This is a genomic window from Nonomuraea harbinensis (assembly GCF_019396385.1).
Classification (GTDB): Bacteria; Actinomycetota; Actinomycetes; order Streptosporangiales; family Streptosporangiaceae; genus Nonomuraea; species Nonomuraea ferruginea.
Window position 1 is genome coordinate 1 of record NZ_JAHKRN010000067.1, and the last position, 13,885, is coordinate 13,885.

The window sequence follows — 13,885 nt, forward strand, 5'->3', positions numbered from 1 at the left end:
ACGCCGGCCCGACGCACGACCGTGCGGCGGGCCGGCGTTCTTGGTTCGAACACAGCCCACACACGAAGGACCCGACGGTGAACCTCGACGAGTTGCTCAAGGAATACTCCGAGCTGGAGCTGCAGCTCGCCGACCCCGCCGTGCACGCCGACCAGAGCAGGGCCCGCACGCTCGGCAGGCGCTACTCCCAGCTCACCCCCATCGTCGCCACCTACCGCGAGCTGGAGACGGCCCGCGACGACCTGACCGCGGCCAGGGAGCTGGCGGGCGAGGACGAGGGGTTCGCGGCCGAGGCGGCGGAGATCGAGGAGCGCATCCCCAAGCTCGAAGAACGGCTCAAACACCTGCTGATCCCGCGCGATCCCAACGATGACAAGGACATCATCATGGAGATCAAGGCGGGCGAGGGCGGTGAGGAGTCCGCGCTCTTCGCCGGCGACCTGCTGCGCATGTACCTCCGCTACGCCGAGCGGATCGGCTGGAAGACCGAGATCATCGACAGTCAGCCGTCCGACCTGGGCGGCTACAAGGACGTCACGGTCGCGATCAAGGCCAAGGGCGACGAGGGCGTGTGGTCCAGGCTCAAGTTCGAAGGCGGCGTCCACCGCGTGCAGCGGGTGCCCGTCACCGAGTCGCAGGGCCGCATCCACACCAGCGCCGCCGGCGTGCTCGTCTACCCGGAGGCCGAGGAGGTCGAGGTCCAGATCGACCCCAACGACCTGCGCATCGACGTCTACCGCTCCAGCGGCCCCGGCGGGCAGAGCGTCAACACCACCGACTCGGCGGTCCGCATCACCCACCTGCCGACCGGCGTGGTCGTCTCCTGCCAGAACGAGAAGAGCCAGCTGCAGAACAAGGAGTCGGCGCTGCGCATCCTGCGCGCCCGGCTGCTGGCCGTGGCGCAGGAGCAGGCCGACGCCGCCGCGCAGGCCGAACGCAAGTCGCAGGTGCGCACCGTCGACCGCTCCGAGCGGGTCCGCACGTACAACTTCCCGGAAAACCGCATCTCCGACCACCGCGTCGGCTTCAAGGCGTATAACCTCGACCAGGTTCTCGACGGTGAGCTCAACGCCGTCACCCAGTCCCTCATCGACGCCGAGATGGCGGAGAAGCTCGCACAACACTCATGACATTTCTGCTGGACGAGATCGCCCTCGCCACCGCCCGGCTGGCGGAGGCGGGTGTGCCGTCACCGCGCACCGACGCCGAGGAGATCGCGGCGTTCGTCCACGGCGTGCGCAGGAGCCAACTGCACGCCGTGAAGGACGCCGACTTCGACGCGCTGTTCTGGGAGGGCGTCGCGCGGCGTGAGGCCCGCGAGCCGCTCCAGCACATCACCGGCCGCGCCTACTTCCGCTACCTCGACCTTGAGGTCGGGCCGGGGGTCTTCGTGCCGCGCCCCGAGACCGAGGTGATGACCGGCTGGGCGATCGAGACGCTGCGCGAGATGGACGTGACCGCGCCGCTCGTCGTCGACCTCGGCACCGGCTCGGGCGCGATCGCCCTGTCGATCGCCCAGGAGGTGGCGCTGTCCGAGGTGCACGCCGTGGAGGTCGACCCCGACGCCTACACCTGGGCCAAGCGCAACATCTCCGAGCACGGTCAGGGCCGCACCCACCTGCACCCCGAGGACCTCGCCGCAGCCTTGCCCGAGCTGAACGGCAGGGTCGACCTGGTCATCTCCAACCCGCCGTACATCCCGCCCGGCGCGGTGCCGCGCGACCCCGAGGTGCGCGACTACGACCCGGTACGCGCCCTCTACGGCACCGGCGACGACGGGCTAGGCGAGGTGCGGGCCGTCGAGCTCACCGCGCGCCGCCTGCTGCGGCCCGGCGGCTGGGTCGCCGTCGAGCACGCCGACGAGCAGGGCAGGGACGTCTACCTGCAGTTCTCGGAAGACAACGGCTGGCGTGACGTACGGCTACGGCAGGATCTCACCCGCAGAGACCGATTCGTCACCGCCAGGCTGGGCCAGGACTAGGATGCACGCGAAGCGGCGCGGCCTTCTCCGGACGACGCCGAACATGACGGAAGGAGGAGGCCTCGTAGAGCGCCGCTCGCGAGCGGAGTGAGGCAATGAGACCGTGACAAAGCGCTTTGACTGCAGCGATCTCGAACAGCGGGCCGAGGGCCTGCGAGAGGCGGCCGCCGCCGTCCGGCGCGGCGAGCTCGTCGTGCTGCCCACCGACACGGTGTACGGGATCGGCGCCGACGCCTTCACCCCCGCCGCCGTCACCGCGCTGCTGGACGCCAAGGGCCGCGGCCGCGACATGCCGCCGCCCGTCCTCGTCGGCACCGTACGGGCGGCCAACGCGCTCGTCGAGGACCTCGGACCGTACGGGCAGGACCTGATAGACGCGTTCTGGCCGGGGCCGCTGACCATCGTCTGCAAGGCGAACCGCGCCCTGTCGTGGGACCTCGGCGACACGAAGGGCACGGTCGCGCTGCGCATGCCGCTCCACCCGGTGGCGCTCGACCTGCTCAAGGAGACCGGCCCGATGGCCGTCTCCAGCGCCAACCGCTCGGGCATGGCGGCCGCCGCCACCGCGGCGGAGGCGGAGGAGCAGCTCGGCGACTCGGTCGCGGTCTACCTCGACGGCGGCAAGACCACCGACAACACCCCGTCGTCGATCCTCGACCTGACCACCGCCGTGCCCCGGCTCCTGCGCCGCGGCGCCATCCCGGTCGAGAAGCTGCGCGGCATCATCGGGTACGTCGCGACCGACGGCTGACCGATACCGTCTGCTTATCCCGCCTGCGCGGTGGGTGGCGGCGAGAATACGGTGGGCCCGGGAGCTAGCGACGTCCGGGAGTGGCCCATGGGCAAGTTCGACGGCATGGATCCCCAGCTGGTCCGCGAGCTGCTGGCGGAGACGAAACAGGCGGCCGTCGAGCTGCGCGAGGTGGAGGGGCGCGTCTCGCAGATCATGTCCAGGGTGGGCCTCGCGACCCAGACCACCCATCGGCCCGTCCAGGTGGCGGACTCCGCGGACCGGATGGTCAAGGACGTCTCCGCCCGGCTGGACCTCCTCGAGAAGCGCGCCGCCGGCGAGTCCCCTTCTGGCGACTCCCGCCGCACGGACCCTCCCACCGACAAACCAGGTACTGACCAGAAGCCCGACAAATCCAACCCAGACACGGACGCCCGGGACGGGAAGCCGGACGGGGACGCGCGGGATGGGAAACCCGACGGGGGCAAGCCGGACGCGGATGCGCGGGGCGACAAGCCCGATGGGGGCAAGCCGGACGCTGACAGTCGCGGCGAGAAGCCGGATGGGGGCAAGCCTGACGCGGACGCCCGCGGTGAGAAGCCGGACGCGGATGCGCGGGGCGAGAAGCCGGATGGGGGCAAGCCTGACGCGGACGCTCGTGGTGAGAAGCCGGATGTGGATCGGCCCGAGGCCAAGCCCAGCGAGGACGGGAAGTGCGACGACGGCGCCACGGCCCGAGAGGACAAGCCCGTTACCGGTACCCCCGAGGAGAAGCCTGACGCCGACGCTCGCGGTGAGAAGCCCGATGTCGGTACTCCTGAGGAGAAGCCGGACGCCGATGCCCGCGGTGAGAAGCCGGATGCGGATCAGCCTGAGGCCAAGCCCGGTGAGGACGGGAAGTGTGACGACGGCGTCCCGGGACGAGAGGACAAACCCGACGTCGGTACCCCCGAGGAGAAGCCGGATGCTGACGCTCGTGGTGAGAAGCCCGATGTCGGTACTCCTGAGGAGAAGCCGGACGCCGATGCCCGCAGTGAGAAGCCGGACGCGATAGGCCAGGAGAAGCCGGACGCGGACCGGTCCGAGACGAAGCCCGGGGAGGATGGCCGACGGGACGGGGCGTGCGACGGCGAGCCCGGGACCCAGAAGCCTGATGCCGGTGGACAGCGGGACGGAAACACCCAGGGCATCGCCGACACCCCCCGTAAGGATCACCCGGACGACATCGAGACCGGCAGGCCAAAGGTCGTCGAGATCGACGGGGTCAAGGTGGTCCAGGTGCCCCTCGACCCGCCCACCGCGAAGGAGCTGGAGAGTCTCCTGGAGAACCTCGACCAGGTCCAGCCGGCCGACACGCCCTCCGTCGGCGGCCCCTGCGACGACGGCACCGCCCAGGACACCCACCCACCGGATCAGGGACGCGCCACCCCCGACGAGGGACGCGCCACGCCAGATCAGGGACGCACCACGCCCGACGAGGGACGCGCCACGCCAGATCAGGGACGCACCACGCCCGACGAGGGACGCGCCACGCCAGATCAGGGGCGCGCCACGCCAGACCAGGGGCGCGCCACGCCCGACGAAGGACGGACGACTCCCGACCAGGGACGCGCGACGCCCGACACGCCTGGGACCGGTCAGGACGCCCCCTCAAGGGGTGGCGACGCCGGGCTGGTCGTTCCACCCACCCCACCCCCTGATGACGCCGCCACGGCCGCTGTGAGCGCCAGCGCTCCGCCGCCTGACGGCGCCGTCTCGTCCGGCGAGGGCTCGCGCACCGAGGGCGCGGTCTCGTACGACGCAGGCTCCCGTCGTGACGATGCGGTCTCGTACGGCGAGGGTTCGCGACCCGAGAGCGCGATCTCGTACGGCGAGGGCTTGGGCCGTGACGACGTTGTCGCGTACGGAGAGGGCTCACGTACCGAGGGTGCGGGCTCGTACGGCGAGGGTTTGCGGCCGGGTGTGGTGGCGGGGGAGGGTGCGGCGCCGAGTGAGGAGGAGTTGCGGGAGCTCATCGCGCGGGCCGCGGGCGTTCCGTCCATGGAGATGCCGTCCGTCGAGGGCGCGGAGGGGGAGTGGGGCCCGGGGGCCGACGGTCCGCCGGGGCAGGTCGAGCCCGGTGGTCCGCGGCGAGGCGATGACGATGGGAGGAGTGCCTGATGTACGTGGATCCGCCCGCGCCGCGGCCCCGTGAGCTGGGGGAGATGCCGCCCGCCACCGCGACCGGTCCGCTCGACGAGCAGCCGCGGGTGTGGGAGTTCAACCCTGAGTACCAGCGGCTGGTCACCGCGTGGCAGGAGGCCCTGCCCCTGCTCGACAAGCTGTCCAAGGCCCTGGACAAGCCCTACGCCAAGGCCAGGAGCCCGCAGACCTGGGACGCCCCGGTGGGGTCGCGCTATGTCGAGGACATCGGCCAGTGGCGCACCAGGCTCGGCCTCTACCGTCAGGCCGTGCTCACGGCCATCAGCGACGAGGCCGCCGACACGCCCCGGTGGATCCCGGCTCCGGCGGGGGCGCCGCACGCCTTCTCCTGAGAAGGAGTGCCAAACTAGGACAAAGAGGTACGTCGCCGTACAGTGGGGTCATGGGCGCAGGACCCTTCTACGGTCCGGGCTTCGGGCTCCTGGAGGAGCGGGACCCGGAGGTGGCCGCGCTGCTGCTCGACGAGGTCGAGCGGGTGCGCGGCGGCCTCCAGCTCATCGCCAGCGAGAACTTCGCCTCACCCGCCGTGCTGGCCGCCCTCGGCTCCACGCTGAGCAACAAGTACGCGGAGGGCTACCCGGGCGGCCGCTACTACGGCGGGTGCGAGGTCGTCGACCGGGCCGAGCGGCTGGCCGTCAGGCGGGCGCGCGAGCTGTTCGGCGCCGAGCACGCCAACGTGCAGCCGCATTCCGGCGCGTCCGCCAACCTGGCCGCCTACGCGGCGCTGCTGCAGCCGGGTGACCGGATGCTGGCCATGGCGCTGCCGCACGGCGGACATCTCACGCACGGGTCGCGGGCCAACTTCTCCGGCCGGTGGTTCGACGTGGCCTCGTACGGGGTGCGGCGCGACACGGAGCTGATCGACTACGACGAGGTCAGGGACCTGGCGCTGCGGCACCAGCCCAAGCTCATCGTGTGCGGGGCGACCGCCTATCCGCGGCTGATCGACTTCGGGGTGTTCCGGGGGATCGCCGACGAGGTGGGGGCGTGGCTGATGGCGGACGTGGCGCACCCGATGGGGCTGATCGCGGCCCGCGCCATCCCGTCCCCGGTCCCGGAGGCGGACGTCGTCACCTTCACCACCCACAAGACGCTGCGCGGACCGCGCGGCGGCGGCATCCTGTGCACCGCCGAGCTGGCCGCGCGGATCGACCGGGCGGTGTTCCCGTTCACGCAGGGCGGGCCGATGATGCACGCGGTGGCGGCCAAGGCGGTGGCGTTCGGGGAGGCGCTGCGGCCGGAGTTCGCCGGCTACGCCCGGCAGGTGATCGCCAACGCGCGGGCGCTGAGCGAGGCGCTGGCGGAGGCGGGCATGCGGCCTGTCACCGGCGGCACGGACACCCACCTGGCGCTGATCGACGTGCGCGGGCTGGGCGTCACCGGCGCCGAGGCCGAGCTCAGGTGCGCCGCGGCCGGCATCACGCTCAACCGCAACGCGATACCGTACGACCCCGAACCGCCGCGCGTGACCTCGGGCGTCCGGGTCGGCACGCCCTGCGTCACCACCCAGGGCCTGGAGCCCCGGGATCTGCGGGAGGTCGGGGCGCTGGTGGCCCGCGCGGTGCGCGACCAGGAGTCGGCCGCGGACGTCAGGGACAGGGTGACGGCGCTGCTGGGCATACATCAGCCTTACATGGACCAATAATAAGCTGGTCTGTGTCGTTTTCCGGTCACAGCCGGCCGGAGCATCCGGGAAACTAGGTCCGTGCGCGAATACCTGTTCATGGCGCTCATCGCGGCAGCGGTGACCTATCTGCTGGTCCCTCTGGTGCGCCGCTTCGCCATCCGCATCGGCGCGGCCCCCGAGATCCGTGATCGTGACGTGCACACCACGCCCACGCCCCGGCTGGGCGGCCTGGCGATGTACGGGGGTCTGGTCGTCGGGCTGCTGGTGGCCGCCCAGCTGACCAACACCGGCAAGGCGCTGGCCGGCACCGCCGCCGAGCCGGTCGTGGCCCTGATCCTGGCGGGCGGCCTGATCACGGTGACCGGCTTCCTGGACGACTGGTGGGGGATGGACCCCTTCATCAAGCTGGCCGGGCAGATCGCCGCCGCCGGGGTGCTGGTCCATTTCGAGCTGAGACTGACCTACATCCCGCTGCCGAAGGACTGGGGCGGCTCCACCAGCCTCGACTACACGCTGAGCGCGATCATCACGATCCTCGTGGTGGTGGTGGCGATCAACGCGGTCAACTTCGTCGACGGGCTCGACGGGCTCGCGGCCGGCATCGTGTGCATCGCCGCCATGGCGACCTGGGCCTACTCCATCTACCTCGGGCAGAACATCAGCGGTGACCGCATCACCACCACCGCCGCCATCTCCGCCGTGCTCATCGGGGCCTGCATCGGCTTCCTGCCGCACAACTTCCACCCGGCCAAGATCTTCATGGGCGACACCGGCGCGATGCTGATCGGGCTGGTGCTGGCCTCGTCGCTCGTCACCGTGATGCCGGTGGACCCGTCGGTCATCGAGGGCATCAACCGGTTCGGCGTGCTGCTGCCCCTGCTGGTGCCGGCCGCGGTCCTGGTGCTCCCGCTCATCGATCTGATAACGGCCGTGGTGCGCCGCACCTCCTACGGGATGTCGCCGTTCGCGCCCGACCGCGGCCACCTGCACCACCGGCTGATGGACATCGGCCACTCCCACCGGCAGTCCGTGATGATCATGTACGCGTGGACGTTCCTGTTCGCGTTCGGCATCTTCGCGATGTCCGTGGTCACGGTGCCGGTGCTGGCGTTCCCGGTGGTCATCCTGCTGGCCCTGGGCGTGCTGGTGCTGATGGCGCTGCCGCGCTGGCGGGGCAGGGGCGGCGCGCACACCTCGCGGGGCAAGCCGTCGAGCGACGACGACGACGGCCCGCCCACCGGCCCGATGCCGCCGGTCCGGCCCGACGCCGAGTTCCGGCGGCCGGTGCCGCCGCCCGGCCCGCCGCGGGAGCGGCCGAGCACCGATCCGAACTCGGTCATTCCCATCTATCCGGGCCGATCGTGATCGCGAACTAGAAACGGCAGGTAAAAGCAGCCTTCCGTGAGCTTGTGATATCTTTCACGAGCAGGGCCTCCAGATTTTCGTGTTCTGGAGGTAGCAAACGCTCGCTTGATAACTCGCGATGGAGCACCGATGCAGGCCAACGACGTGCGCGTACTGAAAAGCGCCGCGCTTCCCACCCTCGGGGTCGGAGTCGTCGCGCTGGCCGCGGCCACCATCCTGGCCGGTGGCAAAGGAGCGCTCGGCGCGGCCATCGGCGTGCTCCTGGTGATGGTCTTCTTCAGCGTCAGCGTGGTGGCCGTGTCGTACGCGGCCCGCGTCTCGCCCCAGCTGATGGCCATCGCCGCGATGGGCAGCTACCTCGTGAAGGTCATCGTCATCATGCTGATGCTGGCCACCTTCGGCGACACCACGCTGTGGAACTCGCAGGCTTTCGCCTGGACCGTGGTGGTCGGCACGATCGTGTGGACGGCCTTCGAGGTCCGCGCCTTCCTCAAGACCAAGATGCTGTACGTCGACCCCGACGCCAAGGTCCCCGGGCACGGCGACTGATGAGCCTGGTAAAACACGGGGTCCGATATGACTAGTCCTCTGCCCGCCTGCTATCGTCAGGGCCGCGATGAGCGAACAGGAACGCCGACCGGAGACAGACGGTCGCGACTTCGCCGACGCCATGTGGTCAGTCCCCAGCTATCTTCTCGCCGGGATGGCGGTCTACGGCGGCATCGGCTGGTTGCTGGACCGTTGGCTCGACCTGTCCGCGTTCTTCCCCATAGGCATCGTCCTGGGGCTGGTGCTGGCCGGCTACGCGGTCTACCGACGGCACGGTCGCTAGCCCCACGCCGCGACCGCTTCGCCGAGGAAATTCCTGTGATCCACTACGACGTTGAAGGGAACGCCGCGTGAGTGCGCTGACGGTCCTAGCGGCACCACCGGGTGAGTTCGGTGCGCCGACGCCTGGCGAGCTGTTCGACCTGCCCCCCATCATTCCCGGGGTCGCCTGGTTCACCAAGCCGGTCCTGCTCGCCCTCCTCAGCTCGATCATCGTGATCGGCGTGTGCTGGGCGGCCTTCGCCAAGCCGAAACTCGTCCCCCGGGGCATCCAGAACGTCACCGAATATGGCTACATGTTCGTTCGCGACCAGGTCGCCCGGCCCTTCCTGGGCAAGGACACCGACCGGTGGATGGGCCTGCTCGTCAGCGTCTTCTTCCTGGTGCTGGTCTGGAACCTCATGGGCGTCATCCCCTTCCTCCAGTTCCCGGTCGCCTCGCACATCGCCTTCCCGTTCGTGCTGGCGCTCTCGATCTACGTCCTGAAGATCTACCTGGGCGTCAAGCACCAGGGCGGCATCGGCTACTTCAAGAACATGATGTTCCCGCCGGGGCTGCCGAAGTCGATCTATCTGCTGCTGGCCCCGATCGAGTTCCTCTCGAACATGATCATCGCGCCGTTCACGCACGCCGTGCGACTGTTCGCGAACATGTTCGCGGGCCACATGCTGCTCGCCTTCTTCAGCATGGTGGGTTTCTGGTTCCTCTTCGAGAAGCTGACCCTGCCGGGCTCCACCATCGGTGTCCTCGGCGTGGTGATGACCATCATCCTCACCGGCTTCGAGATGTTCATCCAGTTCCTGCAGGCATTCCTCTTCGCGATGCTGGCCGCGATGTACATCGGTGGCTCGCTGCACGCGGAGCACTGAACCCCATACCGGAATATCCATGACCGGTGAGACTCCACTTCACCGGCCGTCCAGTAAAGGAATAAGAGCAATGGGTCTTCTCGCTGAGGTCTCCGGCAACGTCACCGCCATCGGTTACGGTCTCGCCGCCATCGGCCCCGGCATCGGCGTCGGCATCATCTTCGGTCAGGGCGTGCAGGCCATCGCCCGCCAGCCCGAGGCCTACGGCCTGATCCGCCAGAACATGCTCCTCGGCTTCGTCCTCACCGAGGCCCTCGCCCTGATCGGTCTGGTCGCGCCGTTCATCTTCCAGGCTCTCTGACGGCCAGAAGCATCCCCTGACGAAAGGCTGCACCCATGAACATGGCAGCTACGCTCCTCACAGTGGCGGCGGAGGAGGGTGCCAACCCGCTCATGCCGCACACTTACGAGCTCGTCGTCGGCATCTTCTCGTTCTTCGTCGTCGTTCTCGTCGTCGGCAAGATGCTCGTCCCGCGCATCCAGAAGACGCTGGCCGAGCGCACCGACGCCATCGAGGGCGGCATCAAGAGGGCGGAGGAGGCCCAGGCTCAGGCCCAGGCCCTGCAGCAGCAGTACGCCGAGCGGCTCGAAGAGGCGCGGCGCGAGGCGGCCAGGCTCCGCGAGGAAGCTCGTGAGCAGGCCGCGCTGATCAAGGCGGAGCTCCGCGAGGAGGCGCAGGCCGAGGCCCGTCGCCTCGTCGAGGCCGCGCACGCCCAGATCGAGGCCGACCGCCAGGCGGCGTTCGCCCAGCTCCGCACCGAGATCGGCCGTCTGTCGACCGACCTGGCCGGCCGCATCGTCGGCGAGTCGCTGACGGACGAGGCCCGGCAGAGCCGCATCGTCGACCGGTTCCTCGACGAGCTGGAGAGCTCCAACGCGCAGGCGGTGCGCTAATGCGCGGCATGAGCAGAACCTCGCTGGCAGAGGTCGAGGAGCGCTTCAACGCGGTCGCGGGCAGCGCTGACCTCGCCACGCTCTCCGACGAGCTGTTCGCGGTCGCGGATCTGCTCGACCGCGAGCACGGCCTGCGCCGGGCGCTGTCCGACCCGGCGAGGCCCGCCGAGCAGAAGGCGCAGAGCGTGCGCGTGCTGCTGGAGGGCAAGGTCAGCGAGTCGGCGGTCGCCACCACCGAGGCCGCGGTCTCGGCCCGGTGGTCGCGCGTCGGCGACCTGGCCGACGTGATCGAGCGGCTCGGCGTGGTCGCGGCCGCCGCCGAGGCGGAGAGCCAGCGGCGGCTCGACGACGTGGAGGACGAGCTCTTCCGCTTCGGCCGCATCGTCGCCGCCAACCCGTCGCTGCGCCGCGCGCTCAGCGACGCCGGCGCCCCGGCGGAGGGCAAGCGCGAGCTGCTGCGGTCCTTGCTCGAAGGCAAGGTCGCGCCCAGCACGATGCGGCTCATCACGCAGGTTGTGGTACATCCACGAGGACGTAGCCTGGAGACAGGGCTGGAGGAGTTCGGCCGGCTGGTGGCTCAGCAGAGCCGGCGCCTGGTCGCCGTGGTCCGCAGCGCGGTCGAGCTGACCGAGGAGCAGAGGCAGCGTCTCATCACGTGGCTGCGCTCCTCCTACGGCCGTGACGTGCACCTGAACGTCGAGGTGGACAAGCGAGTGCTCGGTGGGTTCTCGGTCCGCATCGGCGACGAGATCATCGACACCACCATTGTGGGACGAATCGAAGAAGTCCGCCGCCGGTTGGCCGGCTAGGCGAATAGGGAGACAGAGTAGAGATGGCGGAGCTTACGATCCGGCCGGACGAGATCCGGGACGCGCTTGAGCGCTTCGTCCAGGCGTACGAACCGGAAGGCGCCGCGCGCGAGGAGATCGGGACCGTCGTCGACGCCGGCGACGGTATCGCCCATGTCTCCGGCCTTCCCTCGGCGATGGCGAACGAGCTGCTCGAGTTCGAGAACGGTACGCGCGGCCTGGCACTTAACCTCGACCCGCGTGAGATCGGTGTCGTTATCCTCGGCGAGTTCGCCGGCATCGAGGAGGGCCAGACGGTCCGCAGGACGGGCGAGGTCCTGTCCGTGCCCGTCGGCGACAACTTCCTCGGCCGCGTCGTCGACCCCCTGGGCAAGCCGCTCGACGGCAAGGGCGCGATCGAGCACGAGGAGCTGCGCGCCCTGGAGCTGCAGGCCCCGTCGGTCGTCCAGCGGCAGCCCGTGAAGGAGCCGCTGCAGACCGGCATCAAGGCGATCGACGCGATGACCCCGATCGGCCGCGGCCAGCGTCAGCTGATCATCGGCGACCGCGGCACCGGCAAGACCGCGATCGCCGTCGACACGATCCTCAATCAGCGCGAGGGCTGGCTGTCGGGCGACCCGGAGCGCCAGGTGCGCTGCGTCTACGTCGCCGTCGGTCAGAAGGGCTCGACGATCGCGCAGGTGCGTTCCCGCCTTGAGGAGGCGGGCGCGATGGACTACACGACCATCGTCGCCGCCCCGGCCTCCGACCCCGCGGGTTACAAGTACATCGCCCCCTACGCCGGTTCGGCCATCGGCCAGCACTGGATGTACCAGGGCAAGCACGTCCTCATCATCTTCGACGACCTCACCAAGCAGGCCGACGCCTACCGCGCGGTCTCGCTGCTGCTGCGCCGCCCGCCGGGCCGCGAGGCGTTCCCCGGTGACGTCTTCTACCTCCACTCCCGCCTGCTGGAGCGCTGCGCGAAGCTCTCCAACGACATGGGCGCGGGCTCGATGACCGGTCTGCCGATCATCGAGACCAAGGGCAACGACGTGTCGGCGTTCATCCCGACCAACGTCATCTCCATCACCGACGGCCAGTGCTTCCTGGAGACCGACCTGTTCAACGCGGGCGTCCGTCCCGCGATCAACGTCGGTATCTCCGTCTCCCGAGTCGGCGGCTCGGCCCAGGTCAAGGCCATGCGCAAGGTGGCCGGCACGCTCAAGCTCTCCCTGTCGCAGTACCGCGACCTGGAGGCCTTCGCGGCCTTCGCCTCCGACCTCGACGCCGCCTCCCGGGCCCAGCTCGACCGCGGCCAGCGTCTGGTCGAGCTGCTCAAGCAGCCGCAGTACTCACCGTTCCCGGTCGAGCGTCAGGTGGTGTCGGTGTGGGCCGGCACGACCGGTGAGCTCGACGAGGTGCCGGTCGAGGACGTCCGCCGCTTCGAGTCGGAGTTCCTCGACTACCTGGCCTCCTCGCACAAGGGCATCTTCGACGGCATCCGCGAGACCAAGGAGCTGCCGGACGACGCGGCGACCGCTCTCAAGGACGCCATCACGGAGTTCAAGAAGGGCTTCACCACCTCTTCGGGCGAGCTGCTGGTGAAGGACGAGCCGGTGGCGCCGCTCGAGGCGGACGAGGTCGGCCAGGAGAAGATCAAGAAGGTCGTCCGTCCGGCGACGGGGAAGTAGCACATGGGTGCCCAGCTAAGGCTGCTGCGGCGGCGGATCAACTCGGTCAAGTCGACCGCGAAGATCACGCGCGCCCAGGAGCTCATCGCCTCCTCACGGATCGTGCGGGCGCAGCAACGGATGCAGGCGGCGCTGCCGTACGAGCGCGAGATCACTCGCGCCGTCACCGGCGTCGTCAGCAACGCGGCCAGCGTCGACCATCCGCTGACCGTGGCGAAGGAGAACCCCGCCAAGGCGGGCGTCCTCATCGTCACCAGCGACAGCGGCTTCTGCGGCGGCTTCAACGCCAACGTGCTGCGTGAGGCCGAAGCGCTGCGCGGGCTCATCGAGGGCCGCGGGATGCAGTACATCCCGTTCGTCAGCGGGACCAAGGGAGTCACCTGGCACACCTTCCGCCAGCGCGAGATGGGCGGTCAGTGGACCGGTTTCTCCAGGAACCCGTCGTACGCCGACGCCAAGGAGATCGCGACCACGCTGATCGACTCGTTCAAGGACGACAACGGGATCGACGAGATCCACATCGTCTCGACGCAGTTCGTCTCGATGCTCACGCAGAACGTCGTGGTCCGGCGGATCCTGCCGCTCGAGGTCGAGGTGACCGAGGCGACGGAAGCCACCGTGATCCCGCCGTACTTCGAGTTCGAGCCGACCGCCGGCGACGTGCTGGAGTCGCTGCTGCCGCGCTACGTGGAGTCCCGCATCTTCACCGCGCTGCTGCAGTCGGCGGCCTCCGAGGAGGCCGCGAGGCGGCGCGCGATGAAGTCCGCGACCGACAACGCCAACGAGCTGATGCGGATTCTCACCCAGCAGATGAACCAGGCTCGCCAGGCCGAGATCACCCAGGAAATCAGCGAGATCGTCGGTGGCGCCAACGCGCTCGCTGACGCCGCAGCGGGGAAAGAGTGAA

Annotated in this window: 15 protein-coding genes; all 15 read left to right on the top strand. The window is 69.6% G+C overall.

What is annotated here, in order from left to right:
• Positions 1-77: 77 nt before the first annotated feature.
• The 15 genes from prfA (at position 78) to KME79_RS39895 (ending at position 13,884) form a co-directional block, all read left to right on the top strand.
• The gene (prfA, locus tag KME79_RS39825) at positions 78-1,130 is read left to right on the top strand and encodes a peptide chain release factor 1 (RefSeq protein ID WP_148033923.1); all 1,053 of its coding nucleotides are present in this window, start codon (positions 78-80) and stop codon (positions 1,128-1,130) included.
• Entirely contained in the window at positions 1,127-1,981 is an 855-nt protein-coding gene (prmC, locus tag KME79_RS39830) for a peptide chain release factor N(5)-glutamine methyltransferase (protein ID WP_219551045.1), read from the top strand. The genes prfA and prmC overlap by 4 nt, the downstream gene beginning before the upstream one ends.
• Positions 1,982-2,084: 103 nt before the next feature.
• The gene (locus KME79_RS39835; protein WP_148033921.1) at positions 2,085-2,732 is read left to right on the top strand and encodes an L-threonylcarbamoyladenylate synthase; all 648 of its coding nucleotides are present in this window, start codon (positions 2,085-2,087) and stop codon (positions 2,730-2,732) included.
• 87 nt (positions 2,733-2,819) lie between these two features.
• Complete coding sequence (locus KME79_RS39840; RefSeq protein WP_219551047.1) at positions 2,820-4,871, top strand: hypothetical protein; 2,052 nt, start codon at positions 2,820-2,822, stop codon at positions 4,869-4,871.
• On the top strand, positions 4,871-5,245 hold the full coding sequence (locus KME79_RS39845; protein WP_148033919.1) for a hypothetical protein: 375 nt from the start codon (positions 4,871-4,873) through the stop codon (positions 5,243-5,245). Before KME79_RS39840 ends, KME79_RS39845 begins: the two co-directional genes overlap by 1 nt.
• Before the next feature lie 50 nt (positions 5,246-5,295).
• The gene (glyA, locus tag KME79_RS39850) at positions 5,296-6,558 is read left to right on the top strand and encodes a serine hydroxymethyltransferase (RefSeq protein WP_219551049.1); all 1,263 of its coding nucleotides are present in this window, start codon (positions 5,296-5,298) and stop codon (positions 6,556-6,558) included.
• A 60-nt stretch (positions 6,559-6,618) separates the two neighbouring features.
• Positions 6,619-7,905: a glycosyltransferase family 4 protein gene (locus KME79_RS39855; RefSeq protein ID WP_219551051.1), complete on the top strand. Its 1,287-nt coding sequence runs from the start codon at positions 6,619-6,621 to the stop codon at positions 7,903-7,905.
• Positions 7,906-8,034: 129 nt separating this feature from the next.
• Positions 8,035-8,454, top strand: a complete 420-nt coding sequence (locus KME79_RS39860) for a Cg1360 family ATP-synthase-associated protein (RefSeq protein WP_148033917.1) — start codon at positions 8,035-8,037, stop codon at positions 8,452-8,454.
• 67 nt (positions 8,455-8,521) lie between these two features.
• Positions 8,522-8,737: an AtpZ/AtpI family protein gene (locus KME79_RS39865; RefSeq protein ID WP_187281350.1), complete on the top strand. Its 216-nt coding sequence runs from the start codon at positions 8,522-8,524 to the stop codon at positions 8,735-8,737.
• A gap of 67 nt (positions 8,738-8,804) precedes the next feature.
• A complete protein-coding gene (gene atpB / locus KME79_RS39870) occupies positions 8,805-9,602 on the top strand; it encodes a F0F1 ATP synthase subunit A (protein ID WP_219551053.1) in 798 nt (265 codons plus the stop codon).
• 70 nt (positions 9,603-9,672) lie between these two features.
• Positions 9,673-9,903, top strand: coding sequence for an ATP synthase F0 subunit C (gene atpE / locus KME79_RS39875; RefSeq protein ID WP_148033915.1), 231 nt, complete (start codon positions 9,673-9,675; stop codon positions 9,901-9,903).
• A 35-nt stretch (positions 9,904-9,938) separates the two neighbouring features.
• Positions 9,939-10,496 carry a F0F1 ATP synthase subunit B gene (locus tag KME79_RS39880; protein WP_148033914.1) on the top strand — a complete coding sequence of 186 codons (558 nt, stop codon included), beginning with the start codon at positions 9,939-9,941 and terminating at the stop codon, positions 10,494-10,496.
• The gene (locus KME79_RS39885; protein ID WP_148033913.1) at positions 10,496-11,305 is read left to right on the top strand and encodes a F0F1 ATP synthase subunit delta; all 810 of its coding nucleotides are present in this window, start codon (positions 10,496-10,498) and stop codon (positions 11,303-11,305) included. Before KME79_RS39880 ends, KME79_RS39885 begins: the two co-directional genes overlap by 1 nt.
• A 23-nt stretch (positions 11,306-11,328) precedes the next feature.
• Entirely contained in the window at positions 11,329-12,978 is a 1,650-nt protein-coding gene (gene atpA, locus KME79_RS39890; protein ID WP_148033912.1) for a F0F1 ATP synthase subunit alpha, read from the top strand.
• A 3-nt stretch (positions 12,979-12,981) separates the two neighbouring features.
• Entirely contained in the window at positions 12,982-13,884 is a 903-nt protein-coding gene (locus KME79_RS39895) for a F0F1 ATP synthase subunit gamma (protein ID WP_148033911.1), read from the top strand.
• Position 13,885 lies beyond the last annotated feature (1 nt).